We start from the raw sequence: 25,301 nt of genomic DNA, 5'->3' as shown, positions 1-25,301 counted from the left end.
CGTGTGCTCCGAAGGACCGCGCAGCGGGGGGCGATAGTACCTTTCCGATCACGCAGGGGCAGGAACTCGCATTCCCACTCATTCCGGATGACAGTGCGTACCTCGGGCTCCGGCTCGGCCGGAGTCGCTTCGTGCCGGGCGCGCGGCTTCCCGCAGGCTTTCCAATCGCTGCGTGACCGGAACGAATTCGGCGATGTCGCGACGGGAAGTGATCATCAGTTTGTGCAGGGTCGCGGCCATCTGCGCGTGCACGGTGCGGACCGAGGTGCCGCGCCGTGCGGCGATCGCGGTATTCGTCCATCCGGCGGCAGCGAGCAGGGCCACGTGCCGCTCGGACCGCGACAACTCGTTCCATCGCGAATCCGCCGCACGGCCATGCCCATTCGAGCGCAGGCTCCGGTCGAATCCGCTTGCCCCCGACAGCATGTGTGCGAGCCCGTCGGGATCCAGGCGCAGTCGCGCGCCTCGGGCATGGGCGGCGGCGAATGCCTTTGCCCCGAGCAGATCTCGGGCGACCGCGACGGCGGCAGTGGTCCGTTCGACGAGATCCGCGGTCGCTCGGGTATCCGTCCCGAGTTCGGTGCCGACCGTACCGACGATGCCGGACAATCGGGCGATCTCCGCGGCGGCGGCGGCACGGCGCGGGCCGATACCGGCGATGCTCGGCGCGAGCGCCCGGATACGCAGCGTCAGGGCCCACACGACGCCCCGCCGATCACCGACCGACGCCAGGTACGACACCGCGCGAGCGATGAGTGCGGTTGCCCGGGGAGCGTCACCGCGCTCGATCAGCGCGATGGCCTCGGATAGGTCGGCCCACGCCATCGTCCAGCGGGACTTTCCCGCGTCTGCCCGGACGCGCAGCGGGCCGACGAGACGTTCGGCCTGCTCTGGTCCGCGCAGCTGTGCGGTCCCCGCGACAGCCGATACCGCGCACCTGGCCGCCATGCCCCACTCGTGGTTCCGCTCGAACTTTTCCCGGGCGCGGACGAGCACTCCGATCGCCGCGCCGTCGCGCCGGACCAGCCACAGTTCGCACCCCCACACGAACTCGACGACCGCGGGCAGCCCGATATCGATGGCTGCGGTGTCTCGCCAATGCCGCGCTTGATCGGGCTCGAGATCACACGCGACGACACACTGTTCCAGCAACCGTTCGGCGTCCTCGAACAAACCCTGCCGGACAGCGGTCCACGCCAGCGCGGCGGTGGCGCGCAACCGCAGCTCGGCGGCTGCGGACGATCCCGCAACGGCCATGGCGCGCTCGGTCAACTGCCGTACCTCCCGCAACGAGGGCGCGGGCGAGACGGGCACGGCCTGCAGAGCCGCGCAGATTTCCAGGGCCAGCACGGCATCGGCGGGTGTGCCGAGGCCGGCCCGGATCGCCGTCCGCACATCGGGCCACGCGGACGGGAGCCACCTGATCAGGGTGTCTTCGCGCGGGCCGAACCACTGCGCCGCGGCATCGACGACCCTGTTCCGGTAGTACCGCAGATGCCGTCGCACCGGATCGCCGGCGGCAGCGGCGTCGCGTTCCCGAAGTCGCTCCTGCGCGAACACCCGGACGCTTTCCGTCAGCGAATACCGCGCACCAGTCGGCGTGCGCTGCACCGAGACCAATGATCGGCGCACCAACTGTTCCAGCAGAGTTTCGATCTTGCCGCGGTGCAATCGGGTAGTGGCGAAAGCCGATTCACGCGCCGCATCGATATCTGCGTCATCAGCGCAGACGGCCTCGATCGCGGCCGCTTCGCTGCCTGCGTCGATGTCGGCGGCGTCCCCGGCGGGGGCGATGCGACCCGGTGCGAATACCGACATGCGTTCGAACAGCAGCCGCTCCTCGTCACCGCACAAATCGTACGACCATGCGATCGCCGCGTAGATGCCGTGATGCCGGTCATCGGCACCCACGCGCGACGCCGCGTACCACCGTAGCCGCTGGTCGACTCCGGCTTCGCCGTTCAGCCCGTCCAGGAGGGACCGTAGTGGCCGGCGCTCGAGACGGGCTGCCGCCAACCGGATATAGAGCGGGTTGTCGTGCAGATGTCCGCAAATGGCGCTCGCGGACTGCGGCCAGTCGTTTTCCAGGGGGTATCCGACGAGCGCTGCTCCGTAGCGAAACAGGGTCAGTGCGTCGCTCCGCGACAACGGCGGGACGACGATCGTCTGTTCCCGGTCGTCGCCGAGCGCCTCACGACTCGTTGTCAGCACGGTCAGCCCGCTCATCGTGTCCAGCAGGCCTGGTAGCGCGGCGGCGACACCGCTGCGGACATGTTCGCAGTTGTCCAGGACCAGCAGCGCATGCGTGCGGCGACCGGCGGCCGGACCGACCGGCACATCCGTCCCCAGCCCGGAACCGGCGATCTCGGCTTCGATGGCCGCTCGGCCGGAGTCCCTTGCCAGGTGCGCGAGCCGGATCCAGCGCACGGGTATGCCGGTGGCGTTGCGGAATCGGCGGACCGCCTCCGCGGCCAGCTGAGTCTTCCCGATTCCACCCATCCCCGTCAGCGTGACCAGCCGCCCGGGCGTCATCACGAGCGGCAGCAGCATGTCGAGTTCCACCTCGCGGCCGACGAAGCCGGCGGTCACGGCGGGCAGATCGCGGGCGCGGAATTCGATCGTTTCCGGTTGTCGGTTCGAGCACATCGGAATCCGCCTCTCCTCACACACCATTTCCCGCGCAGGTCACCTGCTACGACCGCCGAAGGCCGGGAAAGGTTGGGGCGGGTGCCCAACCTTGTCCAGCGGCGAACCGTCTGTAAGGGAATGACCAGACTTCCGCCAGGCACTGTTCGGGCACCTTTGCCGGTGCGTCCGAACTCGGAGTCACCAGGCGATCCCGGGCAGCGCTCGGGCCGTACGCCCGCCGACGATTTCGTGGGGCGCGCACACGAGCTCGACACCATCGTCACGCTGTTGATGCGGGGGACGCGATTGGTGACGCTGATCGGTCCCGGCGGTATCGGGAAGACGCGGCTGGCCGCGAAAGCGGCACAGCGTCTGGCGAAGGCGAGCCGCGCGCCGGTGCATACCGTGCGCCTGGCGCGTCTGGCACCCGACAGCGACGCGGCGGCGGTCGAGGAGGAGATCGCGCGCTCCGTGGTGACGACCGACTATTCGGGCCGCTCGATGTGGGAGGCCCTGACCACCACCTTGACCAGGATCGACGGCAGGAACCGGACCGTGCGAGTGGTGCTGGTGCTGGACAACTGTGAACATGTGCTGGCCGGCGCCGGGGTGCTGATCGCTCGAATGCTGGAGGCGATACCGGGACTGTGCATTGTGGCGACCAGTCGCGAGGCGATCGGCTGGGTCGACGAGCAACAGTTCCCTGTGCCTCCGTTGCCACCGCATCAAGCACTGCAACTGTTCCGCCAACGTGCCGAGTTGGCCGGCCGGCCTTTCGGTGGAGCGGACGACACGGCGATGGCCGACCAGATCTGCCGGCAGATGGACTACCACCCGCTGTTCATCCACCTGGCGGCCGGTCGCCTCGCGCGCCGGCCGATGAGAATGATCCTGGCGGAGATCTGCGGTGGGGACCGTCGTCTGGATTGGCCCGCCGGACCGGTATTCGGCGGTGAGGAGCGGCATCGCAGCATCAATGATGTCATCGGCTGGTCCTATGACTTGTGCAGCGAGAAGGAGCGGGCGCTGTTCGACCGGCTGTCGGTATTCGCTGGGGGCTATGACACCGACCCCGGCGCCGCGGACGACCCGGTTCTGCCGGTCGGAGCCGACCTCGACGCGATACGCCACATCTGCGCGGATTCCGACGGAATGCCCACCGACGGCCGGATGCGCATTCTCGACAACGAGATCGAGGGCCTGCTGGAGCGGCTGGCGGATCAGTCGCTGGTATCGCGCCAGCTCACGGCGACCACGGTGTACTACTCGCTGTCGGGAAATCTTCGCGTATACGCCCAGCAGCAGCTGAACCGACGAACCAGCGGTGAGCCCGATGCGGCAGCGCGACTCGCCGAGCGGCATTGCGACTATTACCGCGACAGGATCCGGGAGGCGGCGGCGAACTGTTTCGGCGCGGCGGCGGAAGGGCTCGTCGACTGGGCGAATGCGGCGTGGCACAACATAGTTCTCGCGACCGAACGTAGTCTCGTGCCCGGCGGCAACGCGTTGCGTGGCTTGGAAATCTGTGTGGGACTGCTGGAGCTGCGACTGGCTTTCGTCAAAGGGTCCTTCCGGGAGATGCGGCTGCGAACCGAGCGCGCGCTCGACACGACCCGGACGTTGTCCCCGCCACCGCACGAGCTTCGGGTGACGGCGATGGCCCTGCTGGTATGGATCATGTTGTCCCAGGGCGAAATCGGCGATGCCGAGCGGATGCTCGACCGATGTGTCCGGACCTGCCTGCCCGACGCGGTGGACACCTGGCGCGCAACACCCGATCAAGTGCCCGGCCTTCCCGCAGTGGTGGATTTCGCCTGGGGCGTCGAGCTTTTCGTGGCCCGAAGAGATCCGGTGGCGATCGTGGTGCTGCAACGGGCGCAGCGAAAATTCGACCGGGCGGGCAATACGGCGAGCGCGATTCCGAGCCAGCAACTCGCGGCGCTCGCGGCCGCTCTGCTCGGAACCGCGACGCAAGCGCGGGATCTGGCTTGGCAGTACCTCGAACGGACCACCGCCGCGGGCGTGCCCTGGACCAGGTCGTGGGCGCAACTGACCTGGTCGATCGCGCTCACCCGCCTCGGCGATCCCGGTGCGGCCCTGACGGTGCAACGAACGGTGCTGGCCGACCTCGAGCCCGTTCGCGAACGGTGGGCGTCGCTGTGGGCGGTGGAATTCCGGGCGTGGACACTGGCGCAGATCATTACCGATCCCGCGAATCGGGCGGCCGATCCGCGCCCTACCTCGGCTGTGGCGACCGAGATCGCGCTGCTGGCGGGTGGCACGCGGCGGCTGCGCGCCACACTCGGTATCGAGATCCGGCGGCTCGGGCCGTTCGCAGATCTGGTCGAAGAGGCTGTTCAGGCAGCCGAGAACGTGCTCGGCCCAGAGGTATTCGCCGCTACCGAGGCACGCGGCGCACAACTGCGGCCGGAACGGAACGAAGTCCAGCAGCTGGCCTCGGGCACCCCGCTGACAGGAAAGCGTATGACTCCGGTAGCGAACACGGACGCGGGCGGCTCCGCGTGGGCCACTCTGACCTCGGCCGAACAGGATGTCGCGGCACTGGCGGCGGCAGGATGGACCAATTCGGCCATCGCCGCCCGGCGCGGCAAATCGCGACGCACCGTCGACGCCCAAGTCGCCGCGGTGCTGCGGAAGCTACGGATCACCTCGCGCGCCGACATCGCGGACTTCATACCGGGGCTCCCCGCCCCGGGTGCGAGAACCACTCGGAAGACTCGCTGACCAGGCAAACATCGAGTGACACAACGGCTTCGAGAACGGCACACGCACCGTTGTAGCGCAAGGTGTGGCATCGACACACGACATGCTGCTCGCGTCGGTGGCACGACAGGTCGGCAGCAGGCTCGACGCCGAAGACATCGTGCAGACGGCCTTATTACGTGTGTACCGGGCCAGGCCCGATATCACCGAGGTCGACAAGCTGCGTTCATACCTGTGGGCCGCGACCGCGAACCTGGTACGTGACTCCTGGCGCCGCTCGGCCGATGCTCGCCGGCAGCACGAACCCTATTGCGCCGAGCGGGTCGGCGCGCTCGCCTACAGTGCGGAGCCGAATATCGACGACATGATCGCACTACGTCACACAGTGCTCGCCGCCCTCCGTGCACTGCCGCCACCGGGAATGAGAAGCACTGGTGCTGCGGCTGTTCCATGACAAGACCTACGCGGAGGCGGCGCGGGTCATGGGAACAGGTTCGCGGAGACGGGCGGGCTCCGGGGTGTGGCAGAGCGCGGGTGGGTCAGCGGAAGTAGATGTTGTCCTGGATCCAATGGAATCCGCGGCTGCGCAGGGTGAAGCTGTCCGGGTCCACGCGTTCCAGGGTCATAGCGACCAGGTGGTCGTTCAGTGTCCCGCGGAGTAGGAGCCGGTCCTGGGCAGGCCGCTCGGTGGACAGTGTCGCGACAATCGGGTGGTGGTCGGCTTCTTCGCCGGTGGTGTCCGTCGCCGTGGTGAGTTCGAGTTGCCGGTCGCGGCCGAACTCGGCGCGCAACGGCACCAGTTCACCGTTCATCCGCTGGTAGGTCGCTTCTGCCGGGTCATCGAAAACCAGTCGCTGCCAACGGTTCTCGTCGGTTGTCAGGGGCGGCACCGGCTGCTCGTCGAGGGTGAAGTCCCGCACGTCCCAGATGCCGTACAGCTCGGATTTGGGGCTGGCGGGGCCATATTGCTCCTGCCAGACCACCCACCGGTCATACCCGCTGCCGAACGCGATCCAGAGACCCAGAGCGACCTGCAGCCACAGTGCGACGCGATTTTTCCGTCTGTCGGTGAACAGCGCGGGCTGGGCCAGCGGGGCGCACGCGCGCTGCCGCACGAACATGTCGGCCAGCCGGCCGAGATACGGGGCGAGCAGGACCAGGCTGATCAACAGCAGGTGTCCGGCGAGCAGCTTTTCCGGGATATCGAACGTCAGGTTCAGCAGGGTGACCTGGGCCATGCTCGCCAGGCTCAGTACCGCGCCCAGCACCGCGGTCCGGGGCACGAACAGCAGCAGCCCGGCCACCACTTCCACTGCGCCGAGGGCCATTTCGTACGGATAGGAGCTGCCGACCTGCAGCCACAGCACCGAGGCCGGACTCATCTCGCCGTACGGCCGCAGCAGTTGCGCCAACGAGGGAGCGGTCATCTGCGTGGGGATCAGTTTGGCCATTCCGAACCCCAGCATCTGCCCGCCCAGGCACAACCGCAGGAACAGCGGGAACCAGGCCCGCAGGCGCGGGTGGTCGGTGCGGCGGTCGACCATCGTCCACACCGCCGTAACCACCACGGCGACAACCAGAATGCAGAACACCAGCACCCAGATGGCCGCCTGATCGCCCGCTCCGGAGTTCTCGTTCAGCACCGCGTCGACCCCGAAGAAAGTCCTGCCCACCCAACCGGTGACGGGGTCGATCGGCAGCATGGGCCACGGCCCGACGTAGTGGCGGATCCAGTAGCCGAGAATGCCCAGCAGCGTGAACGGAATGTATGTAAGCAGCAGGCAGCACAGGCCGAAGTAGACGACGCAGAATCGGAACGCCAGTCGCGTCGTCGGGCGCGGGGCGGATGGCGTGACGGTTCGGGGGCCGACCGTATCGGTACTCACTGCCGCATCCTCGGATCCTCGGTGGGGTCGGCGTACCAGGGTGGGCAGCCGTACGCACCGGCACGAGGTCGCAGCTCGTAGTGCCAGGGCTCGTTGGCGTAGACCTGGCACAGCCCGTACCCGGCGCCGTGCGAAGCCAGCCACGCGGCGGCTTCGGTGGGCCCGATATCGACAGCCTCTCCCGACACGTGCGCGGACTTGTCGGGAGCGGCGACCCATCGGGCGGCCTCCTCCTCCGAGCCGTACTTCGCCAGCGCCTCGCGCAGCAGTTGCCGCTGGTCCTCCGCGGAGCGCCAGCCACTGTTGACGACGAGCGTGACCCCGTCGTCCGCGGCATCGGTCGCCGCCTCGCGCAGGGCGGCGAGCAGATCGGCGTCAAGGTTGGCCACGGCCGGATCGTCGTCGTCGAAGACCGTCGTGCCCTGGGAACTGCCGTGGAATCGTGCGGCCGAGGAGGACAGCGACGGCAGGGACTGATAAGCGAGGACACCGACAAGCATCCCGCCGACGGCCACCAGGGTGACGAAAGTGGCCCATCCGGTCCGTCGAGCTGGTGTTCGCGCTGGTCCGATATGGTTCATGCCTTCAGTCAAGGCAGCGCCGCGTTGCCGGCGCGTATGCGGATTTCGATACGCCGGCGATACTCTCCGGCTGGAAGAATCGAGAAGCTATGCGCGTATTGATCGTCGAGGACGAACACTATTTGGCCGAAGCGGTCCGCGACGGACTGCGGCTGGAAGCGATCGCGGCCGATATCGCCGGAGACGGCGACACCGCTCTCGAGTTGCTGAGCGTCAACGCCTACGACATCGCGATCCTCGATCGTGACATCCCGGGTCCTTCCGGGGACGAAATCGCGAAACGCATCGTCGCCTCGGGTAGCGGCATGCCGATCCTGATGCTCACCGCCGCCGACCGGCTCGACGACAAGGCGACCGGGTTCGGCCTCGGCGCCGATGACTACCTCACCAAACCCTTCGAACTCCGGGAACTCGTGCTCAGGCTCAGAGCACTCGATCGCAGGCGAGCGCACAACAGACCGCCGGTGCGGGAGATCGCGGGCCTGCGGCTGGATCCGTTCCGCCGCGAGGTCTATCGCGACGGCCGCTACGTCGCGCTGACCCGCAAGCAATTCGCTGTCCTCGAGGTCCTCGTCGCGGCCGAAGGCGGCGTCGTCAGCGCCGAAGAACTACTGGAGCGGGCGTGGGACGAGAACGCCGACCCGTTCACCAACGCCGTGCGCATCACGGTCTCGGCCCTGCGCAAACGCCTCGGCGAACCGTGGATCATCGCTACCGTGCCCGGCGTCGGATATCACATCAGCAGTCGGCCGGACGCAGCGCAGCACGGAGACGACCGTGGATAGAGCGCCGGGTTTGAGTGTCCGCCTGAAACTGACCCTCAGCTACGCGGGGTTCCTCATGTTCGCGGGGAGTCTGCTGCTCGGGGCCGTGTTGGTGTTCTACCTGTATTTCTTGCCCGCGGGGTGGATCAACGCCACCGACAACTTCTGGATCGACCGCGCGGTGCTGCTCCGCGCGTTCGCTCCGTTCATGGGTCTGGTGCTGGCCTGTCTGCTGATCTTCGGTCTCGCCGGGGGGTGGGTGCTCGCCGGCCGCATGCTCACCCCGCTCGCCCGAATCACCGACGCCACCCGATTGGCCACGGAAGGCTCACTGTCGCACCGCATCCGGCTGCCGGGCCGCCGAGACGAGTTCCGCGAACTCGCCGACTCCTTCGACAACATGCTCGCGCGCCTGGAAGCACACGTCGCCGAACAGCAGAGATTCGCCGCCAATGCCTCCCACGAATTGCGCACCCCACTGGCGATAACCCAGACGCTGCTCGAGGTGGCGCGCAACGATCCGCAGCGCGACGTCGGCGAACTGCTGGCCGTTCTGCACACGGTCAACACCCGGGCGATCAATCTCACCGAGGCCCTACTCCTGCTCAGCCGCGCCGATCAACGGTCCTTCGCGCGAGACTCCGTCGACCTGTCCCTCATCGCGGAAGAGGCCACCGAAACACTGCTTCCCCTCGCGGAGAAACGCGGCCTCACCATCGAGACCTCCGGCGACATCACGCACGCCCTCGGCTCCCACGCACTGCTGCTGCAGATGACGACGAACCTCGTGCACAACGCGATCGTCCACAACCTTCCCGAGCAGGGCTGCGTATGGGTCAGCACCAGCGCCCGGCCCGAGTCGGCGGTGCTGACAGTCGAGAACACCGGCGAGAAGCTCTCCCCCCACCTCGTTTCCACACTGGTCGAGCCGTTCCAGCGCGGCACCCAGCGCATCCGCACCGACCACGCTGGTGTGGGCCTCGGCCTCGCGATCGTCGACAGCATCACGCGAGCACACTCCGGAACGCTCACGCTCACCCCCCGCCCCGCCGGAGGGCTCTGCGTCACCGTACGACTACCGCCGCTTGCCTGAACGTGCTTCAGGCCATGAGCCGGACCCGGATTCGCGCCAGCGCGTCGTGCACGTATCCCTTCACGGTGCCCGTCGTCACTCCCATGATGCGGGCCGTCTCGGCATAGGAATTGCCGCAGATTGCCCGCAGTACCAGAGCTTCTCGTTCACGCGGCGGCAGTGTGCGGAGCGCGCCGAGAAACGTTTGGCGAAACGCGACCACGTCGTCGAGACTCGGCTCCGCGCGAGCGGTGAGCGATGGCGTTCGCTCGGGGTCGTAGGAGACGTGGAGCCGCCGAGCGGTGGCCGAGTGGCGCCAAGAGTCACGCACGAGGTTCGTGGCCGCTGTCCACAGGTATGAGCGCAATCCGGCGGCCTCATCGATGTCCGGCTTGGCGCGGTACACGCGCAGGAGCGCCGTTTGCACGATGTCCTCCGCGTCGGTCCGGCTACCGACCTGCCGTGTCACGGACATGAGCAGGGTCTCGTGTGTGGAATTCATGACTTGGATCAGCAATTGGTCGAACGACGGTATGCCACCTGCTTTCATCACGGGGTGGCCGCGGTCGACCGATTGGTTCGGCGGCGTCAGCGAGGTAACGCTGTTGGCACTCAAGGGCTTTCACTCCAGTCGGTGGCATGGTCGGGACCGCGACGGCCGCGCTGTACAAGCCGCGGCGGCGCAGTGGTGGTCGATCTCGGGGTAGGCGAAACGTCCGGCGTCGGAGAACGACCGGGAAGAGAGAAGGGCTCGCCGCGCTGATTGCGGACGGAGCTTCGGGCGCGATCCGGGTTGTCACCGGCACCGCAGCCCCCCGGCCTTCAGAAGACCGGTTGCCGAGTCAGTATGGCGTAGTTCTCGATTCCGGGCAACAGTGAGCCGAGAGCGGAACGGGCTTCATCGGCTCTTGCGGGGGTGGGCCTGGCCGTACGCGGTCAGGAACAGGTCGATCGCCTTGTCGGCCGTGTCGGTGGTCGTTGCTGTGGCGTCGAGCATCCGGGCGTTCAGCGGCGCACCCAGGACCAGCCAGGTGAGCTGTTCGGCGGCGGCGCCGGGGTCGGGGACCCGCAGCAGGCCGCGAGAATCGAGAGTCCGCAAAGTCGCGGCGAGATCATCGATATTCCTGTTCCAGCTCTGCCGCAGATAGTTCGCCCCGACCTCCGGTTGGCGGCCCGCCTCGGCTGTGACGAGTCGACGCATCTCCACTACGGGCGGCGAGAGCACACCGGTCGAAAGAGTTCGCGCCCAGATGATCAACTCGGCGCGGATATCCTCGGCAGCCGCGAGTTTCGCGAGGGCGGGCCGCAGGGCCTCACGGCCCGCAGTTGTCCAGTGCGCCACGACCGCGGCGAACAGTCCGGCCTTCGAAGGATGCTCCCGGTAGAGCGAAGCCTTGGAAACTCCTGCGCGCGAGGCGATCTCGTCCATCGTCGTGCCCGCGAACCCACGCTCCAGAAACACCTCGCGGGCGACGGCCAGCAGTTCGGCCCCCGTTTTCCCCGGCGGTCGGCCGCGACGTCCAGCTGCAGATTTCATGTCTCCCACTTTAGTACTTGACAGTACCCAACCCGCCACCTAATTTAGTACTACATCGTACTTAAGGAGCAGGCCATGATTCTCGCAGGTGTCGCCGTCGCGGCGATCGTCTCGTTCGCCATCAGCGCGGTGTTGTACGCGACGCCGCCGGTCGCCGCGCTGGTCGCACGGACGAGCACCCCACGTCCCGGAGTCGGCGTGCCGGTACAGATGGTGTCGGTGTTGCTGCGCGGCCTGCTGACGGCTGCGGTACTGGCGACACTGCTGCTCATCGGCGGTCGACATGGCGTCGGCGCCGGAACGGTCCTGGGGGCGATCCTCGCGGTGATCCCGGTGACCATCCTCTCCGGAGCCATCGTCCATGAGAACGTTCCGATTCCCACCGCCCTGGTGCATATGACCGACTGGGTTCTCAAGCTCATCATCAGCGGCGCCACGCTCGGACTGTTCATCTGAATCCCTACGGCGGCACAGACTTTCCCCAACCAGAGTGCACCCATTGACGCAACTCGTTGGTTGCAATAATATCGCAACCAACGAGTTGCTACTTATGGGAGGCAGACATGGGATTTCCCGATCGCATCGAGCGGACGGTCGAACTGGCGCACCCGCCGGCGAAGGTGTGGGCGGCGCTGACCACGGCCGAGGGACTGGGCACGTGGTTCGGCAACGAGGCCGGTATCGAGTTGCGCCCGGGCGGTAGGGCATGGATGCGCTGGAACGAGGGCGGCCATACGGCGGATCTGCGGATCGAGCGAGTCGAAGAGCCGCGCGTCTTCGGGTTCACCTGGCATATCTTCGGGCTGCCGGAGGAGGATCCGCGCCGCACCTATGTGGAGTTCACGCTCGAACCGGTGGCGACCGGTACCCGGTTGACCGTGGTCGAGACCGGTTTCGCGCAGCTGTCGGAGGACGCCTACCAGGCGGCGTTCGAGGGCAACACGCGCGGCTGGCAGAACGAACTCGGTGAGCTGGCCGACTACCTCGATGCGGCCTGACCAGGAGGCGATCGCCGAGCAGGTCTTCGTGGCCCTGGCGGACCAGAGCCGGCGCGCGATCCTCGCCGCACTGGCGACCGCCGGACCCGCCACCGCGACCGACCTGGCCGCCCGGTTGCCGATCACCCGGCAGGCGATCGCCAAGCATCTGACGCTGCTGTCCGAGGCCGGTCTGGTGACCGCGGAGCAGGGCGAGCGCCGCCGGGTGCGCTACCGACTGCGTTCCGCCCCGATGCGGGTCGCACAACAATTTCTCGCCGCGCTGGCGCGCGACTGGGACGGCCCACTCGACGCGTTGAAGAACAGCCTCGACCGGGGCTGAACACGATCCGAACAGGAGTTCACCATGAAGACACCGCCGATCGTCTCGCAGGACGAATGGGAGACAGCGCGCCTGGAGCTGCTGACGGAAGAGAAGAAGGTGATGCGGGCCCACGACGCGCTGGCGGCCCGGCGCCGCCGGATGCCCTGGGTGGCGGTCGAGAAGGACTACACGTTCGACGGACCTGCGGGCCCGATGCGCCTGCTCGACCTGTTCCAGGGGCGCCGCCAGCTGATCGTCTATCGCGCCTTCTTCGAGCCCGGCGTGGTCGGCTGGCCCGAGCACGCCTGCCGCGGCTGTTCCATGATCGCCGACCACGTCGGCAATCTCGCCCACCTCAACGCCCGCGACACCACACTCGCATTCGCCTCGCGCGCACCGCAATCGGATATCGCCCGGGTGCGGACGCGCATGGGCTGGTCGCATATCCCGTGGTACACCCTCACCGACGAGTTCGACACCGACTTCGGCGTCGATGAATGGCACGGCACCAACGCCTTCATCCGGGAGGGCGATCGGGTGTATCGCACCTATTTCATCAACCGCCGGGGCGACGAATACTTCGGAAACACCTGGAGTTACCTGGATATGACGGCGCTGGGCCGCCAGGAGGACTGGGAGGATTCGCCGGAAGGCTATCCCCGGACCCCGGCCTACACGTGGTGGAACTGGAACGACGAGTACACCGCCGCTGTCGACGAGACCGCGCCGCAGTGGCTGGACCGGGTCAGCGCGGCCATCGACCGGGGCGAGGCCGGTGGCAAGCGGAAACAGGAGCCACACGACTGCTGCGCGCACCCGGCGCCGTGATCGACCGCCCGCCCACCCCGGCCTGGTCTCGCACCGGCCGGGCCGGGGCGGCGCTGTCGCTGCTCTCCGCGGCCCTGCACGCCGCCTGCGACGGAACCCATTGCGCCACAGTCTGGTCGGTCGTGCTGCCCGCGTTGATGTCGCTGGGCTGCCTGTGGTGTGCCTGGCATCTGTGGACCAGGCCCTCCCCCGCCGCCTGGGCGATGACCGCGATGATGGGCGCCACGATGCCGGCGCTGCACGCCATCGCCCCGATGCCCGGCACACTGATGCAGGCGGCGCTGTCGGCCGCCGTCGCCGAGGTGGCATTGTCCGGCGTCGTACTGCTCCGCGGTCACGCCGGGAGCCACCCGGCGCGCGGTCGGCTCAACCGCTCGTTTGGGAGAGTCCGAACGCGGTGAGAAAGCCTGTGACAGTGATCAATCCGATCCACACGTGCGCGTGCTCGAACGCTTCCGGGATCATGGTGTCGGCGATCATCGCCAGCATCGCGCCCGCGGCGAGCGCCGTGATCGCCGCCAGCACGGTGGGCGACGCGCCGCCGAGCAGCCCGTACCCGGCCATCGCCGCCACACCGCTGATCACCGCGATACCTGCCCAGAGCGTGAACACATAGCGCGGACCGCGGCCGGCCTGCCGCATGCCCGACGCGCTCGACAATCCCTCCGGCACATTGCTGATGAACACCGCGGCCACCGTGACCGCGCTGACGGCGCCTCCGCCGAGCAGGCTCGTGCCGATGACGATCGACTCCGGCACCCCGTCCAGCAGCGCGCCCAGGGCGATCGCCGTCCCCGACCCCGCCTGTTCGGACTCCGACGGCTGCTGCCCACCGGACCGCTTGCGGTGCCGCGCCCCGCGCCGCGCCAGACCGACGTTGGCCAGGGTATAGATCACGGCCCCGCCGACCGCGCCGACGGTGGTGGCCGCCATTCCCCCGCGAGCATGCGCCTCGGCGATCAATTCGAACGACACCGCTGACAACAACACCCCGCTGCCGAACGCCATCACACTCGCCACCAGCGCCGCGGGCAACCTCGCGAGGAATCCGAGCGACGCACCCAGCAGCAGCGACGAGCCCGCCAGCAACCCCCATCCCCCCGCCTCCCACACACCCGCCACAGCCGCCTCGTCTCCTCGCGTTCCCCTTGCCCAGCCGAGCTACCCGCCCGGCGGGGAACGAAACAGCCGCCGATACCGCGACGCGCCCTCGGCCCTCATCCGACCGGGACGACGGTGACGGTGTTGTCGTCCCGGCAGGCCACATAGAGCTTGCGGCCGTCGGCGGAGACGGCCGAGGCGACGGGCCCACGGTCCACGCGGGTGTGGTCGAGGACGGCGTGGCCGACGGTGTCGACGGTGACGACCGTGGCCGCGGACTCGATGCTGACGAAGGCGCGGGCGCCGTCCGGGGAGAGCGCGACGTCCGATCCGGCATCGCCGACATCGATGGCGGCGAGCACCGTGTCGGTGGCGGTGTCGATCACGGACAGCTCGTTGTTGTTCCAGTTGACGACCGCGGCGCGGCGACCGTCGGCGGACAGCGCCACCGCGCGTGCGCGCCCGCGCACATCGATGGTGGCGACGACGGCCGCGGTGTTCAGGTCGAGCACCGAGACGCGGTTCTCCGGGTCGGTCATGAGGCTCCACTCCACCGCGTACATGCGCCTGCCGTCGGCGGTGATCGCGCCGCCCGCGGTCTCGCGCGCCAGCGGAATGGGCGCGCCGACAACACTATTGGTCACCGCGTCGAGGGTGGCGAGCGTCTTCCCGTTCTGGATGTACAGCCGGGAGCCGTCGTGCGAGGGTATCCCGAACCCGCTGTCGGTGCCGGGGACCGTGCCGAGACGCACGCCGGTGGATCCGTCGTATACCGCTACCTCGGTTGTCGCGCGGAAGGCGTAGATCCGGCTGCCGTCGGGTGACACCGTCAGGTGGTCCGCGCCCGCGATGGTCACGCTGCGGACGAGGGCGTTCGTCGCGGTGTCGATGACCGCGACGGCACTCAGGCCGGTGACGAACAGCAGGCGCCTATCGGCCGACAGGACGAGCGTCCGCATCACCATGGTGGTCCGGACGGGAATGCGTTCCGGCCGCACCGGGACGGCAACCGGTGGGGTCGTCGTGGCCGGTGCGCCGACCTCGGGGCGTTCGTCGGGCCGGGTCGCGGCCCGGACGGCGAGTGCGATGCCGGGCAGCAGGATCATGGCACCTGCCGCGGCGCCGAACAGCAGCGTGCGCCGCGACCGCACCGGTGCGGGCTGCAGGTCGGCCACCGGCATCCGCTCGGCGGCGGCGACGAGTTCGGCCGCCTCGGGCGGTAGCCGAAAACCGATGTGCGGCAACGCCGCCATCACCTCGGCGGGCGTGGGACGGTCGCGCGGGTCGGGTCGCACACAGGCGGTGACGACGGCTCGTAACGGCCCGTCGGGCAGCCCGTCCAGGTTCGGCGGTTGATGCGCGGTCCGGTACAGCAGAACAGCGGGCTCGCCGTCGCCGAAGACGCCGCGGCCGGTCGCGGCGTAGGCGAGCAATGCGCCGAGTGAGAAGACATCGCTCCCGGGCCCGGCCGTTTCGCCCATGGCCTGTTCGGGCGCCAGGTATCCGGGAGTGCCCACCACACCGGTGTGCGCCGCGGCGGCCGGGCCCGCCATCCCGAAATCGATCACCCGCGGGCCGTCCGCCGTGACGAGCACATTCGACGGCTTCAGATCCCGGTGCACCACTCCGGCGGCATGAATCGCGCTCAGCGACTCGGCGATGCCACGACCGAGCGCCACCACCGAATCCGCAGGCATCGGACCGAGCGTGCCGACCAGCTGCTCGAGCGACGGTGCGGGGATGTATTCGGTGGCCAGCCATGCCGACTCGCGAGACCATCCGGCGTCGATCACCGCCGCGGTGTGGAATCCACCCACCACCCTGGCCGCCGCTACCTCGCGGTCGAATCGGCGGCGGAAGTCCGGATCGCGGGCCAGATGCGGATGAATGAGCTTCACCGCGACCAGCCGGTTACCCGGGGTCCGACCCAGGAACACCGTGCCACCGGCGCCCGCGCCGAGCCGCGCGAACACGGTGCAGCGGCCGATGATTCGCGGATCACTCCGTCGAAGTTGTTCCACCTTCGCTCCTTCCGCTCGAGGTCAGGCGGAGATCGCGTAGACGTACCGATCGGCGCAGCCGTAGAGGAGGTTCCCGGAGACCCGGATACCGCTCTGCGCGCGGCCGACCGCCGTACCCCACAGCCGTTCGCCGTTCGCCGCCGAATGCGCGTGAACCGCGTTGTCCCACACCGCGTACAGGGTGTCCTGGCGTACCGCCACCGGGGCGCCTCCCGAGCCGGTGCGCGTCATCCAGCGGATCTCCCCCGTGTCGGCCGCGAGGGCGTACAACCGATCGGATTCACCGCTCAGATACAGCGTTTCCCCCGCGACCACGACGTGTGTCGAGTCGGTGTGATGGTCGAATGACCACAGCTGTCTACCGGTGTCGAGCGAGAAGGCGACCACCCCGCGCCGGTAGCTGCCCAGCGCCACCACCGCGGCGCCCGCGATCTCGGCTCGCTTCATACTGTCGATCTCGGTGCGCCACAGCTGATATCCCGTCACCGCGGACAGCGCGTACAACGTCGAGCGCGCGGCCACGGTGACGATGCCGGAGCGGATGCCGACCGACCGGACCAGCAGGGTGTCGACGCCGTCGAGTGCGCTCCACAACCGCCGACCGGAACTCGCGTCGAGTGCGACGATGCCTCGCTCCGACCTCCCCGCCACGACGACGATCGGCGGGTCACCACCCTCACCACCCGCGCCGAGCAGGTGTCCGTAGGCGTCCGCGGTCCACCGCCGCTCACCCATCGACGTGTCGAACGCCGCGAGAACGCGGTAGGTGCACGCGAAGACGAATTCGCGGTGGACCACCGGCGAGTTGCGAATCTCCCCGCCCACCGGGGCTTTCCACAGCACCTTGCCGGTCACGGCATCGACCGCGTAGACGCTGCCGTCGATGCTTCCGGCGAACAATCGGCCGCCCGCGAGGGCGGGTGGCGACAGTTCGTCGTCATCGATCACGCCCACGTCCGCTTTCCACAGCAGCGTGCCGCCCGGTGGCCCCGGCGTCGGCACGGCCGAACCCGGTGTGCTGCCCAGGGTTGCCGAGCGCGCTGCCACCCATCCGGCTCCCAACGCCAGCAGCCCGACTCCGGCCGATCCGGCGCCGACGCGCAACACGGCCCGGCGGCTGAGCGGTGTCCGCACCCGGACCTCGTCCCGGGTGAGTTCGGGCGGCAGCCATTCCGCCGCCGCCACCGGCTGTCCGGGCACCCGGCCCAGGGTGGTGAGGATCCGCTCGGTGCTGGGCCGCTGCGCCGGTTCCTTGGCCAGGCAGGCGATGATCACCTGCCGCAGTGCGCCTTCGGGGATGCCGGACAACCTCGGGGCTTCGTGCAGCGACCGGTACATCGACACGGCCATGTTGGCCGTGCCGAACGGACCTTCACCGGTGGCGGCGAAGACCAGTACCGCGCCGAGGGAGAAGAGGTCGCCCGGTGGCCCCACCTCCTCGTCCGCGATGTGCTCGGGCGACATGTAACCCGGTGAGCCGATCACCGCGCCGGTGGCGGTGAGCGACCGGGCGTGCGCCAGGGCTCGCGCGATGCCGAAATCGATGACCCGGGCCCCGTTTTCGGACACCAGCACATTGGCGGGAGTCAGATCCCGATGCACCACACCGGCGGCGTGGATCGCCGCCAGCGCCTCCGCGATACCCGCGGCGAGCACCTCGACCGCGGCGGTCGGCAGCGGACCATGCTGGGTCACAACCTGTTTCAGCGACGGCGCGGGGATGTACTCGGTGGCCAGCCACGGTCGTTCCGCACCCGGATCGGCGTCCACCACGGCGGCGGTGCAGAATCCGCCGACCGCGCGCGCCGCGGCGACCTCCCGTTCGAACCGCTCGACGAATTCCGCGTCGGCGGCCAGGTGCGGGTGCACCGCCTTGATCGCCACCCTCCGGCCACCGGGTGAGCGGCCGAGGAACACATCACCCATCCCGCCGGAGCCGAGCCGGGCGAGCAGTCGGTACGGCCCGATCTCGCGCGGATCACCGGGATCGAGCGGGGTGCCGGTCATCGACGGAGCCGGGACAGGACCGCCCGCACCTGGTCCTGCACCGGGCGGGCGACCGAATCGCCGGTCAGCCCCTTGTTGAAACCGTTGACCGACACCGACATGGTCACCGTCAGGTCGGCGTCGAGCACGCTGAGCCGGTAATCCACGGTGACGTCGTCGGCATAGAAAGTGTTTCGACTCACCCGCTGCGTGAAGTAGTTCTCCGCACCGAGGCCGGGCACCGTGCCCGTGTGCTCTTCGGGACCGGTCTGGTTACCGAACACCTGCTTGCCGCTGTCGAAGGAGCCACGCGGATCGCGCACGCTGTCGCGGACGTCCAGGTTCACGGAGTGGTAGTCCTTCAGGGTGATCCGGCACGTCAGTGTCGGCTCATCGCCCTTGGTCTCGACGTGCTGGGCCGGGGTGGCGGGCTCGACGGGCTGATACACGGTGAAGGGCGTGACATCGACCAGATCGCAGGCGTTGGCGATGTGATCGAGGTGGTAGACCGATCGAGCGGGGTCGGGCGCCGTGGTCGGGGCCGCGACGGAGGGTACGCCGGATACCTTGGGCGGCAAGGCCGAATCCGCGCTCGGCCCACGCGCCAGCAGGACCGCCGCCGTGACGACCACGATCACCGTCAGCACGGCGCAGATTCCGGTGACGACCCATTCCGTCGTGCGTCGTGTCATGACTTCAGGGTCTCCAGGGTGCTTTTCATCTGCGCCTTCGCCATATTCAGGATTTCGTCGCCGGTGACCAGCGTATCCACTTTCGACACCTCGATGTGGATGGTGACGTACAGATTCGCGTCGAGAACCCCGAGGTCGGTCCGGACGCTGTTCACCTGGCCGCCGAAGACCGTCGCGGTGCTCTGCTCCAGCGTGAAATAGGTATCCGCACCGAATTCCGGAGCCGTGCCGGAGGAGCGCCCCGAACCCGTGGTCGCGGTCTGTTCCTTTCCCAGTCGGTACAGCTCCCGCGAATCGCCCAGCTGCGCGGTGAAGGTGATCGACGCGCGTTGATAGATGCCCTGACAGGTCAGGCTGCCGCCACGTCCTGCTTTGATCTCGTGGTGCATCGGGTCCATGCTGCGCCCCGCGCTCAGCCGTTCCACCGCGGCGAGATCGACCAGGTCACAGGCATTGACGACCTTGGCGAAGGTGTACTTGGGTGGCGGTCCGGCGGGCGCGACGGTGGTCTGCTCCTGATCGGTGTAGGCGGGCCAGCCGTCGACGGGCCGGTTCACCAGCACCACGGCGGTCACGCCGACCACCACCAGGGAGATCAGCGACAGCGTGGCCGAAATCCAGGCCGGTTGCAGGGTTTTCATCGCAGCCGCTCCATCACCCTCCGGGACTGCTGTGCGCAGAGGTCGATCAGTTCCTCGCGACTCATGCCCGGATCGTCGTGCAGGTCGAACCTGATGTCGAAGGTCAGATTCGCGTCGATGAACCCTACGTTGCAGCCGACCATGTCACCCTTACCCGACTTGGTCACGCTGTAGAAGGCGTTCTCACCGAGACCGGGCCGAGTACCCGAGGTGATGCCCTCACCGGAGGTGCCGGTGACCACCAGCTTGTGGGTTCGGTACCGGGATGCATTGTCGCTACCCGCCCGGGCGACTTCGACATCCGCGGACAGTGACCCGTGTTCGTACGCACCGAAACACAGCAGGGTCTTGTAATCCGGATGGTCCAGGACCGTGTTGTCCGGCGGCATGGTCGTCTTGCCGGCCAGCTTCTCGAGTGGGGCGAGGTCGAGCAGGGCACAGGCGTCGGTGGCCGCGGCCGGGTCGTAGACGTGCGGCCCGTCGCGCCCGGCCAGCGCCACGGCGGTGCCCGCGGTGACCACGAGAATCACCGCCCAGCACGCCGCGGTGACGATCCACGGCAGCCGTCGGCCCGGCGGCGTGGGCGTCGGCGTTCCGGTGGGAACACCTTGTGGCACAGCTGGTTCGGCTCCGGCTGGGTCCGGCCCGGTCGGCGGACCCGGTGACGTGGCCGCGACCGGGCCGCCGGGCAGCCAGATCTCGGGTGGCGGGCTGTCCAGCAGCCGGATCACCTCGTCGAGGGTCGGGCCGGGATTACCGGATATGCAGGCGCGCAGCAGCTCACGCGTCCCGGCGGAGAACGGCAATGCCTCCGGCGCGGCCGCGCCACCGGCGAACACCAGCACCAGCGCCAGCGACGCGACCTCCGCGGCGGCGGTCACTTCGGTGAATCGCCCGGCAGCGCCGCCGGATTCGGCGAGCCGCGGTCCCGCGGCGGTCACCTCGACGTCCGCGGGTCGGATCGCGACGAATCCCCGGCCCAGTGCGTGCGCGGCCGAAAGCGCCCGCGCCAGCGTCGCGCCGAGTGTCCGCACATGTGGCTCGGGCATCGGCCCGTGCCGCATGATCAGGTCATCCAGGCGTACAGCGGGCTCGTCGGTCCCCGAAGGTCTGCTCATATCTCCCAACCCCTTTCGGGTCGCGTCACTGTCGCCGCCGCGCCTTGGAAAACCCTTAAGGAACGGTTGTCGGAGCGCGGCCAGCATTATGGAGAGGTGAATGCTCCCGCACCCGGGCCTGTCTTCGACGTGATCGCCGTACTGAACGGCGTCGTGGACCTGAGCTCCTACCCGCGCCGGAACCTGGCCCTGAGCTCGCCTCCCCGGCTCGAGCGTCGCGTCCTGGCCGACAACACCGCCACCCTCTTCGAGCCGATCGTGCACCTGCTCAACGGCGTCGAACTGCTCGAATCCCAGGGCTGGGAACTGGTCAGCGTGATCGAGCGAAGCGTCGACAGCTCGAGCGACAGGGAATGCTGCCTGGTCGCGTTCCTGCGCCGCCGGTGAACCTGATCGCCGCCCGGCGGCCGGGGCCCGCCGCTAAGGCGTCAGGAAGTGCAGGCGCCACAGCTGCGGCTCCCATGGGTCGCTGACGTTGTCGCAGTAGTACTGCACGGCCTGGTGATGTTCGATCTTGTATTCGCCGGCGGCGTCGCACCGCGCGTAGGTGTCGAAATCGGCGGTGTACCAGGTGCCCGCTTGGGCAGGCGCGGCCGTCAGGAGGCCGCCGGCACCGACCGCGACAGTCGTCGCGGCCACGCCGGCGATCCTTGTGATGTTCATGCCCGGTGCTCCTGAGCTCGATCGCATCCCGGATGGATGCGGACTGCGAAGAGGATCGTCCGCGCCCCTCGGCTTCGTCTATAGGTCTGCTTAAGCAAGGTGGCTCGAAGGGCATTTCCAACAATGCGAAAGAATGCATTGTGAATGCTTGCCGGGTTCCCCGCGATCGCGTACTGTCATTCATTGTGTTGCTTGCGCCGCTCGGTGCCGGAGCCGAGACTACTTGCGCGGCAGCGATTTCAGTACGGAGCCGTCGGGGTGACCGTCGCAGGGAGATCGGTTGTGCGGGGGATAATTCTGGCCGGCGGCCACGGTACCCGGCTCACGCCATTGACACAGGTCATGTCGAAGCAGCTGCTACCCGTGTTCGACAAACCCATGATCTACTACCCGCTGTCGGTGCTGCTGCTGGCGGGCATCCGCGAGATCCTGCTGATCAGCACTCCCCGCGATGTGGGCCACTTCCGCACGCTGCTCGGCGACGGCCGCCGCCTCGGCATAGAGGTGCGCTACGCCGTGCAGGCCGAACCGAACGGGCTGGCCGAGGCACTGCTCATCGGACGCGAATTCGTCGGCGCCGGGCCGGTGGCATTGATCCTGGGCGACAACATCTTTCACGGCCACAACCTGGCCCGCATTCTCCAGGAGAGCATCGAGAAGCTGAACGGCGCCACCCTGTTCGGCTACTCGGTGGCCGACCCCGAGCGGTACGGTGTCGCGGTGTTCGACCGGCACGGCCGCCTGATCGACATCGTGGAGAAATCCGATCGACCGCCCTCCTCGCTGGCCGTCACCGGCCTCTACCTCTACGACAACGATGCGCTCGACTACGCCGCGCAATTGCGGCCGTCGGCACGCGGCGAACTCGAGATCACCGACCTGAATCGCCGTTTCATCCAGGAGGGCCGGGCCGAACTGGTGAACCTGGGCCGAGGCACCACCTGGCTCGACGCGGGCACCCACACCAGCCTGCTCGATGCCGGCAACTACGTGCAGGTCATCCAGAACCGTCAGGGTGTGCGGATCGCCTGCGTCGAGGAGGTCGCCTACCGGATGGGCATGCTGGACCGCGACGGTCTCGCCGCGGCGATCGCGGCCGTCGGATCGGCCTCGGAGTACGGAAAGTACCTGGAGCGAATTCATCTGGAAACCACCGGGTCGCCGCGACCGATGTGACTGGAGGAGAGTGGGATGGACCCCACCGATCAGGCCGAACGCCTCATCCTGGCGGCAGGCTGCCGACATGCGGATCTCGTCGCCGCCATCGAGGACATCGGCGCGCAGGCGGTCGGCGCGCTGGTGGTCGACGAGCTGGTGTTCCGCTGCCGCCCGCCCACCAACGAGTACCGCATGGTGATCGAACTGCGGCTGCGCCACGGCGAGAAGGTATTCGCCCACTCCCTCGCCGTGCAGTCGGGGCAGCCCGTCGGCGTGACGGCGGGGCCGGACGAGACCGCGATCGCGCGCCTGGAGTTCGAACTCGCCGATCTCGTCGCCGAGCTGTACGGGCCGCCGCGGGAGCGGGCCGCGGGTACCCACCGCACCGAATTGCGCCTGGCCGAGCCCCCGGTGCGCACCGTCTACCTGCCGATACTCGACCAGGCCTGGCCCTCGATCGGGCGCGCGATCGACGCGGTGCTCAGCGGCCGCTCCGCCCGCTGCCCCGACCTCGGCGAGCTGGCGGTCCGGTTCGGATCCGACAAGTGGGGCACGGTGCACTGGTTCGCCCCGCATTACGAAACGCATCTGCGGAACCGCCGCACCGATCCGATCCGCATTCTCGAGATCGGCATCGGCGGATATCGTGACCCCGATGCCGGTGGCGAATCGCTGCGGCTGTGGAAGGCGTACTTTCCCCGTGCCATCGTTACCGGTGTCGACGTCTTCGCCAAACGCGGCGTCGATCAGCCGCGTATCCGTACCGTGCGCGGCGACCAGAACGATCCGGCCTTCCTGACCACGCTGGCGGCCGAACACGGGCCCTTCGACATCGTCATCGACGACGGCAGCCACGTCAACGAGCACATCCTGACCTCGTTCGGCACATTGTTCGACCATGTGCGGCCGGGCGGCCTGTATGTCATCGAGGACCTGTGGACCACCTATTGCCCGGGCTTCGGCGGGGCCGCGGGACCGGTCTCGCCGCCGACGACAGCGATCGGAATGCTCAAGGGTCTGCTCGACAAGCTCCACTACGAGGAGCGGCCCGACGAACCCGGCGCCTCGCCCGCGAATCTGGTGGTGGGTGTGCACGTGTATCACAACCTCGCCGTGATCGAGAAGGGCATCAATGCCGAAGGTGGGATCCCGCCGTGGATTCCGCATTCCTTCGACGCCATGGTCGGTGACCCCGGCCCGGAGGATGCCGTCGATCGGGGTGGCCGATGAGAATCCTGTTCGTGCCGTTCGAGTGGGCCACCCACTACTACGCGATGACCTCGCTGGCCTGGGCCGCGCGCGCGGCCGGGCACGAGGTCCGGATCGCGGCGCATCCCAGTATCACCGCGGCCGTGACCGGCTCGGGAATGATCGCCGTGCCGATCGGCGGACGCTCCGATCTCTCGGCCGGAATGACGGAGCTGCGGCGCTCGCCCGAGGTGCAGCGGGCGCGCCGGGAGCTGAGCGGCGATGTCGGCGATCTGTGGAAGCTGCCCACCGACAAGCTGGCGCACATCCTGGCCTTCATGATGATCCCGCATGTCCGGATCGCCGAGGACGCGACACCGGACCTGGTCGAGTTCGCGCGCGCCTGGCGGCCCGAACTCATCATCGGTGATCCCCTGATGTACGCGGCGCCGGTGGCCGCGAGTGTCGTCGACGCCCCGCTCGTCCACCACCTGCTCGGCCCCGATTTCCTGCGCGTTATGCGTTTCCCGGGTCTCGGTGGCGACGCCGAGGTCGGCTGGCCGGAGGGGCTGCGGCGGCTCTACGACCGGTACGGAGTCGACGTCGGAGCGAATGCGCCACTCCGCACGGTGGACCCGTGTCCGGAGCGAATCCAGGTGCCGGGAATCCCCCGCCGGTTGCCGGTGCGGTTCGTGCCCTACAACGGGTCCGGCACACTGCCGAGCTGGTTGACGAAACCTCCTGTGCGCCAGAGGATCTGCCTCACCTGGGGGACCGGCGCGCAGGCGCTGCACGGCGGCGGCGGGTCGCTGCTGCCCGAACTGCTCGACGCACTGCGCACCCTGGATGTCGAGGTCGTCGTCGCGGTTCGCCCACACGACCGCGAGCAGCTGGGCGAGTTGCCCCCGAACAGCCGGGCCGCGGTGGACCTGCCGCTCGATCTCTTGCTGCCGACCTGCGCCGTGGTGCTCCATCAGGGCGGCGCGCAGACCATGCTCACCGCGGCGGCCCACGGTGTGCCGCAGCTCCTGGTGCCACAGATCATCGATCAGGGGCTGGTGGCGGAGCTGCTGACGAAGTCGGGCGCCGGGATCGGGCTGGACCACAAGCACCTGCGGCCCGATCTGGTGCGGGAATCGGTCGCCGTGGCGCTGGGCGATGAGACCATCCGGAACGCGGCGGCCGAACTCAGACGCGAGATGATGGCTCAGCCCAGTCCCGCCGAGGTCGTGCGGTCGCTGGTGCGGGTGATTCGAGCGTGAACCCGCACGGGGCGGGCAATGCGACCGGCCGCGACCGGGAATGTATTGTGCCGGTGCGGATCCCGCATATTCATCCCGTCGGCATCGGTGGCTGGGTCCGGAATGCTGGTCGCGGGTACGGTGCCGTGCTACCTTCGCGTCGAGCGAGG

Annotated in this window: 25 protein-coding genes; 13 read left to right on the top strand and 12 right to left on the bottom strand. The window is 68.5% G+C overall.

The annotated features are described in order from the left end of the window. Positions 1-78 precede the first annotated feature (78 nt). Complete coding sequence (locus tag NWFMUON74_RS12980; RefSeq protein ID WP_187688051.1) at positions 79-2,646, bottom strand: LuxR C-terminal-related transcriptional regulator; 2,568 nt, start codon at positions 2,644-2,646, stop codon at positions 79-81. 162 nt (positions 2,647-2,808) lie between these two features. Here NWFMUON74_RS12980 and NWFMUON74_RS12975 point away from each other — a divergent pair, with 162 nt between their 5' ends. Both NWFMUON74_RS12975 and NWFMUON74_RS12970 read left to right on the top strand, forming a co-directional pair. Further along, positions 2,809-5,373, top strand: coding sequence for an ATP-binding protein (locus NWFMUON74_RS12975; protein ID WP_187688050.1), 2,565 nt, complete (start codon positions 2,809-2,811; stop codon positions 5,371-5,373). A gap of 82 nt (positions 5,374-5,455) precedes the next feature. Then, a complete protein-coding gene (locus NWFMUON74_RS12970) occupies positions 5,456-5,806 on the top strand; it encodes an RNA polymerase sigma factor (RefSeq protein ID WP_187688049.1) in 351 nt (116 codons plus the stop codon). An 85-nt stretch (positions 5,807-5,891) separates the two neighbouring features. Here the strand turns inward: NWFMUON74_RS12970 and NWFMUON74_RS12965 are convergent, their stop codons facing one another. Both NWFMUON74_RS12965 and NWFMUON74_RS12960 read right to left on the bottom strand, forming a co-directional pair. Next, positions 5,892-7,238, bottom strand: a complete 1,347-nt coding sequence (locus NWFMUON74_RS12965; protein WP_187688048.1) for a DoxX family protein — start codon at positions 7,236-7,238, stop codon at positions 5,892-5,894. Beyond that, positions 7,235-7,738 (bottom strand): M15 family metallopeptidase, encoded by a 504-nt coding sequence (locus NWFMUON74_RS12960; protein ID WP_197987012.1) that lies wholly within the window; start codon positions 7,736-7,738, stop codon positions 7,235-7,237. The genes NWFMUON74_RS12965 and NWFMUON74_RS12960 overlap by 4 nt, the downstream gene beginning before the upstream one ends. A gap of 170 nt (positions 7,739-7,908) precedes the next feature. On the opposite strand from NWFMUON74_RS12960, the gene NWFMUON74_RS12955 reads away from it, so the two are divergent. After that, positions 7,909-8,604 carry a response regulator transcription factor gene (locus NWFMUON74_RS12955; RefSeq protein WP_187688046.1) on the top strand — a complete coding sequence of 232 codons (696 nt, stop codon included), beginning with the start codon at positions 7,909-7,911 and terminating at the stop codon, positions 8,602-8,604. Positions 8,605-8,614: 10 nt separating this feature from the next. Continuing rightward, complete coding sequence (locus NWFMUON74_RS12950; protein ID WP_269475336.1) at positions 8,615-9,676, top strand: sensor histidine kinase; 1,062 nt, start codon at positions 8,615-8,617, stop codon at positions 9,674-9,676. Positions 9,677-9,683: 7 nt separating this feature from the next. On the opposite strand, the gene NWFMUON74_RS12945 is transcribed toward NWFMUON74_RS12950, so the two are convergent. Continuing rightward, a complete protein-coding gene (locus NWFMUON74_RS12945; protein WP_187688044.1) occupies positions 9,684-10,157 on the bottom strand; it encodes an RNA polymerase sigma factor in 474 nt (157 codons plus the stop codon). A 396-nt stretch (positions 10,158-10,553) separates the two neighbouring features. After that, positions 10,554-11,192 (bottom strand): TetR/AcrR family transcriptional regulator, encoded by a 639-nt coding sequence (locus NWFMUON74_RS12940; RefSeq protein ID WP_187688043.1) that lies wholly within the window; start codon positions 11,190-11,192, stop codon positions 10,554-10,556. A 75-nt stretch (positions 11,193-11,267) separates the two neighbouring features. Between NWFMUON74_RS12940 and NWFMUON74_RS12935 the strand changes: the two genes are divergently transcribed. From NWFMUON74_RS12935 to NWFMUON74_RS12915, 5 genes are all read left to right on the top strand, one after another. Next, positions 11,268-11,648 (top strand): DUF1761 domain-containing protein, encoded by a 381-nt coding sequence (locus NWFMUON74_RS12935; protein ID WP_187688042.1) that lies wholly within the window; start codon positions 11,268-11,270, stop codon positions 11,646-11,648. Between the two features lie 107 nt (positions 11,649-11,755). Continuing rightward, complete coding sequence (locus NWFMUON74_RS12930) at positions 11,756-12,190, top strand: SRPBCC domain-containing protein (protein ID WP_187688041.1); 435 nt, start codon at positions 11,756-11,758, stop codon at positions 12,188-12,190. Beyond that, positions 12,180-12,512, top strand: coding sequence for an ArsR/SmtB family transcription factor (locus NWFMUON74_RS12925; protein ID WP_187688040.1), 333 nt, complete (start codon positions 12,180-12,182; stop codon positions 12,510-12,512). Before NWFMUON74_RS12930 ends, NWFMUON74_RS12925 begins: the two co-directional genes overlap by 11 nt. 24 nt (positions 12,513-12,536) lie before the next feature. Next, positions 12,537-13,322, top strand: a complete 786-nt coding sequence (locus NWFMUON74_RS12920) for a DUF899 domain-containing protein (protein ID WP_187688039.1) — start codon at positions 12,537-12,539, stop codon at positions 13,320-13,322. Beyond that, a complete protein-coding gene (locus NWFMUON74_RS12915; RefSeq protein ID WP_187688038.1) occupies positions 13,319-13,723 on the top strand; it encodes a hypothetical protein in 405 nt (134 codons plus the stop codon). The genes NWFMUON74_RS12920 and NWFMUON74_RS12915 overlap by 4 nt, the downstream gene beginning before the upstream one ends. Here NWFMUON74_RS12915 and NWFMUON74_RS12910 read toward each other — a convergent pair. The 6 genes from NWFMUON74_RS12910 to NWFMUON74_RS12885 all read right to left on the bottom strand — a co-directional run bounded on the left by NWFMUON74_RS12910 (position 13,689) and on the right by NWFMUON74_RS12885 (position 20,881). After that, positions 13,689-14,444 (bottom strand): ZIP family metal transporter, encoded by a 756-nt coding sequence (locus tag NWFMUON74_RS12910; RefSeq protein WP_197987011.1) that lies wholly within the window; start codon positions 14,442-14,444, stop codon positions 13,689-13,691. The two genes, NWFMUON74_RS12915 and NWFMUON74_RS12910, sit on opposite strands and share 35 nt — an antisense overlap. A 95-nt stretch (positions 14,445-14,539) precedes the next feature. Continuing rightward, positions 14,540-16,444, bottom strand: a complete 1,905-nt coding sequence (locus tag NWFMUON74_RS12905; RefSeq protein WP_187688037.1) for a serine/threonine-protein kinase — start codon at positions 16,442-16,444, stop codon at positions 14,540-14,542. 21 nt (positions 16,445-16,465) lie between these two features. Continuing rightward, entirely contained in the window at positions 16,466-18,451 is a 1,986-nt protein-coding gene (locus NWFMUON74_RS12900) for an outer membrane protein assembly factor BamB family protein (RefSeq protein WP_187688036.1), read from the bottom strand. Next, positions 18,448-19,122: a hypothetical protein gene (locus tag NWFMUON74_RS12895; protein ID WP_187688035.1), complete on the bottom strand. Its 675-nt coding sequence runs from the start codon at positions 19,120-19,122 to the stop codon at positions 18,448-18,450. The genes NWFMUON74_RS12900 and NWFMUON74_RS12895 overlap by 4 nt, the downstream gene beginning before the upstream one ends. After that, on the bottom strand, positions 19,119-19,763 hold the full coding sequence (locus tag NWFMUON74_RS12890; RefSeq protein ID WP_187688034.1) for a hypothetical protein: 645 nt from the start codon (positions 19,761-19,763) through the stop codon (positions 19,119-19,121). Before NWFMUON74_RS12890 ends, NWFMUON74_RS12895 begins: the two co-directional genes overlap by 4 nt. Then, a complete protein-coding gene (locus NWFMUON74_RS12885; protein WP_187688033.1) occupies positions 19,760-20,881 on the bottom strand; it encodes a serine/threonine-protein kinase in 1,122 nt (373 codons plus the stop codon). Before NWFMUON74_RS12885 ends, NWFMUON74_RS12890 begins: the two co-directional genes overlap by 4 nt. A 96-nt stretch (positions 20,882-20,977) precedes the next feature. Between NWFMUON74_RS12885 and NWFMUON74_RS12880 the strand changes: the two genes are divergently transcribed. Further along, positions 20,978-21,268, top strand: coding sequence for a hypothetical protein (locus tag NWFMUON74_RS12880; RefSeq protein ID WP_187688032.1), 291 nt, complete (start codon positions 20,978-20,980; stop codon positions 21,266-21,268). A gap of 33 nt (positions 21,269-21,301) precedes the next feature. On the opposite strand, the gene NWFMUON74_RS12875 is transcribed toward NWFMUON74_RS12880, so the two are convergent. Beyond that, positions 21,302-21,544, bottom strand: a complete 243-nt coding sequence (locus NWFMUON74_RS12875) for a hypothetical protein (RefSeq protein ID WP_187688031.1) — start codon at positions 21,542-21,544, stop codon at positions 21,302-21,304. A 282-nt stretch (positions 21,545-21,826) separates the two neighbouring features. On the opposite strand from NWFMUON74_RS12875, the gene rfbA reads away from it, so the two are divergent. Genes rfbA through NWFMUON74_RS12860 form a run of 3 tightly spaced genes read left to right on the top strand, consistent with a single transcriptional unit; the run spans position 21,827 to position 25,152 of the window. Continuing rightward, positions 21,827-22,720 (top strand): glucose-1-phosphate thymidylyltransferase RfbA, encoded by an 894-nt coding sequence (gene rfbA, locus NWFMUON74_RS12870; protein WP_187688030.1) that lies wholly within the window; start codon positions 21,827-21,829, stop codon positions 22,718-22,720. 15 nt (positions 22,721-22,735) lie between these two features. Next, positions 22,736-23,932 carry a class I SAM-dependent methyltransferase gene (locus NWFMUON74_RS12865; RefSeq protein WP_187688029.1) on the top strand — a complete coding sequence of 399 codons (1,197 nt, stop codon included), beginning with the start codon at positions 22,736-22,738 and terminating at the stop codon, positions 23,930-23,932. Then, a complete protein-coding gene (locus NWFMUON74_RS12860; protein WP_187688028.1) occupies positions 23,929-25,152 on the top strand; it encodes a nucleotide disphospho-sugar-binding domain-containing protein in 1,224 nt (407 codons plus the stop codon). Before NWFMUON74_RS12865 ends, NWFMUON74_RS12860 begins: the two co-directional genes overlap by 4 nt. The last annotated feature ends 149 nt before the right edge of the window (positions 25,153-25,301 follow it).

Source organism: Nocardia wallacei (assembly GCF_014466955.1).
In the GTDB taxonomy this organism is placed as follows: domain Bacteria; phylum Actinomycetota; class Actinomycetes; order Mycobacteriales; family Mycobacteriaceae; genus Nocardia; species Nocardia wallacei.
The sequence above is the reverse complement of the archived record's forward strand: the minus strand, read 5'-3'. Positions and strand labels throughout refer to the sequence as shown.

Coding starts and splice junctions, on each gene's coding strand:
- NWFMUON74_RS12980 (WP_187688051.1), bottom strand. CDS start 2,646: ATGTGCTCGAACCGACAACCGGAAACGATCGAATTCCGCGCCCGCGAT.
- NWFMUON74_RS12970 (WP_187688049.1), top strand. CDS start 5,456: ATGCTGCTCGCGTCGGTGGCACGACAGGTCGGCAGCAGGCTCGACGCC.
- NWFMUON74_RS12960 (WP_197987012.1), bottom strand. CDS start 7,738: ATGCTTGTCGGTGTCCTCGCTTATCAGTCCCTGCCGTCGCTGTCCTCC.
- NWFMUON74_RS12955 (WP_187688046.1), top strand. CDS start 7,909: ATGCGCGTATTGATCGTCGAGGACGAACACTATTTGGCCGAAGCGGTC.
- NWFMUON74_RS12945 (WP_187688044.1), bottom strand. CDS start 10,157: ATGAATTCCACACACGAGACCCTGCTCATGTCCGTGACACGGCAGGTC.
- NWFMUON74_RS12940 (WP_187688043.1), bottom strand. CDS start 11,192: ATGAAATCTGCAGCTGGACGTCGCGGCCGACCGCCGGGGAAAACGGGG.
- NWFMUON74_RS12935 (WP_187688042.1), top strand. CDS start 11,268: ATGATTCTCGCAGGTGTCGCCGTCGCGGCGATCGTCTCGTTCGCCATC.
- NWFMUON74_RS12930 (WP_187688041.1), top strand. CDS start 11,756: ATGGGATTTCCCGATCGCATCGAGCGGACGGTCGAACTGGCGCACCCG.
- NWFMUON74_RS12925 (WP_187688040.1), top strand. CDS start 12,180: ATGCGGCCTGACCAGGAGGCGATCGCCGAGCAGGTCTTCGTGGCCCTG.
- NWFMUON74_RS12920 (WP_187688039.1), top strand. CDS start 12,537: ATGAAGACACCGCCGATCGTCTCGCAGGACGAATGGGAGACAGCGCGC.
- NWFMUON74_RS12900 (WP_187688036.1), bottom strand. CDS start 18,451: ATGACCGGCACCCCGCTCGATCCCGGTGATCCGCGCGAGATCGGGCCG.
- NWFMUON74_RS12895 (WP_187688035.1), bottom strand. CDS start 19,122: ATGACACGACGCACGACGGAATGGGTCGTCACCGGAATCTGCGCCGTG.
- NWFMUON74_RS12890 (WP_187688034.1), bottom strand. CDS start 19,763: ATGAAAACCCTGCAACCGGCCTGGATTTCGGCCACGCTGTCGCTGATC.
- NWFMUON74_RS12885 (WP_187688033.1), bottom strand. CDS start 20,881: ATGAGCAGACCTTCGGGGACCGACGAGCCCGCTGTACGCCTGGATGAC.
- NWFMUON74_RS12875 (WP_187688031.1), bottom strand. CDS start 21,544: ATGAACATCACAAGGATCGCCGGCGTGGCCGCGACGACTGTCGCGGTC.
- NWFMUON74_RS12865 (WP_187688029.1), top strand. CDS start 22,736: ATGGACCCCACCGATCAGGCCGAACGCCTCATCCTGGCGGCAGGCTGC.
- NWFMUON74_RS12860 (WP_187688028.1), top strand. CDS start 23,929: ATGAGAATCCTGTTCGTGCCGTTCGAGTGGGCCACCCACTACTACGCG.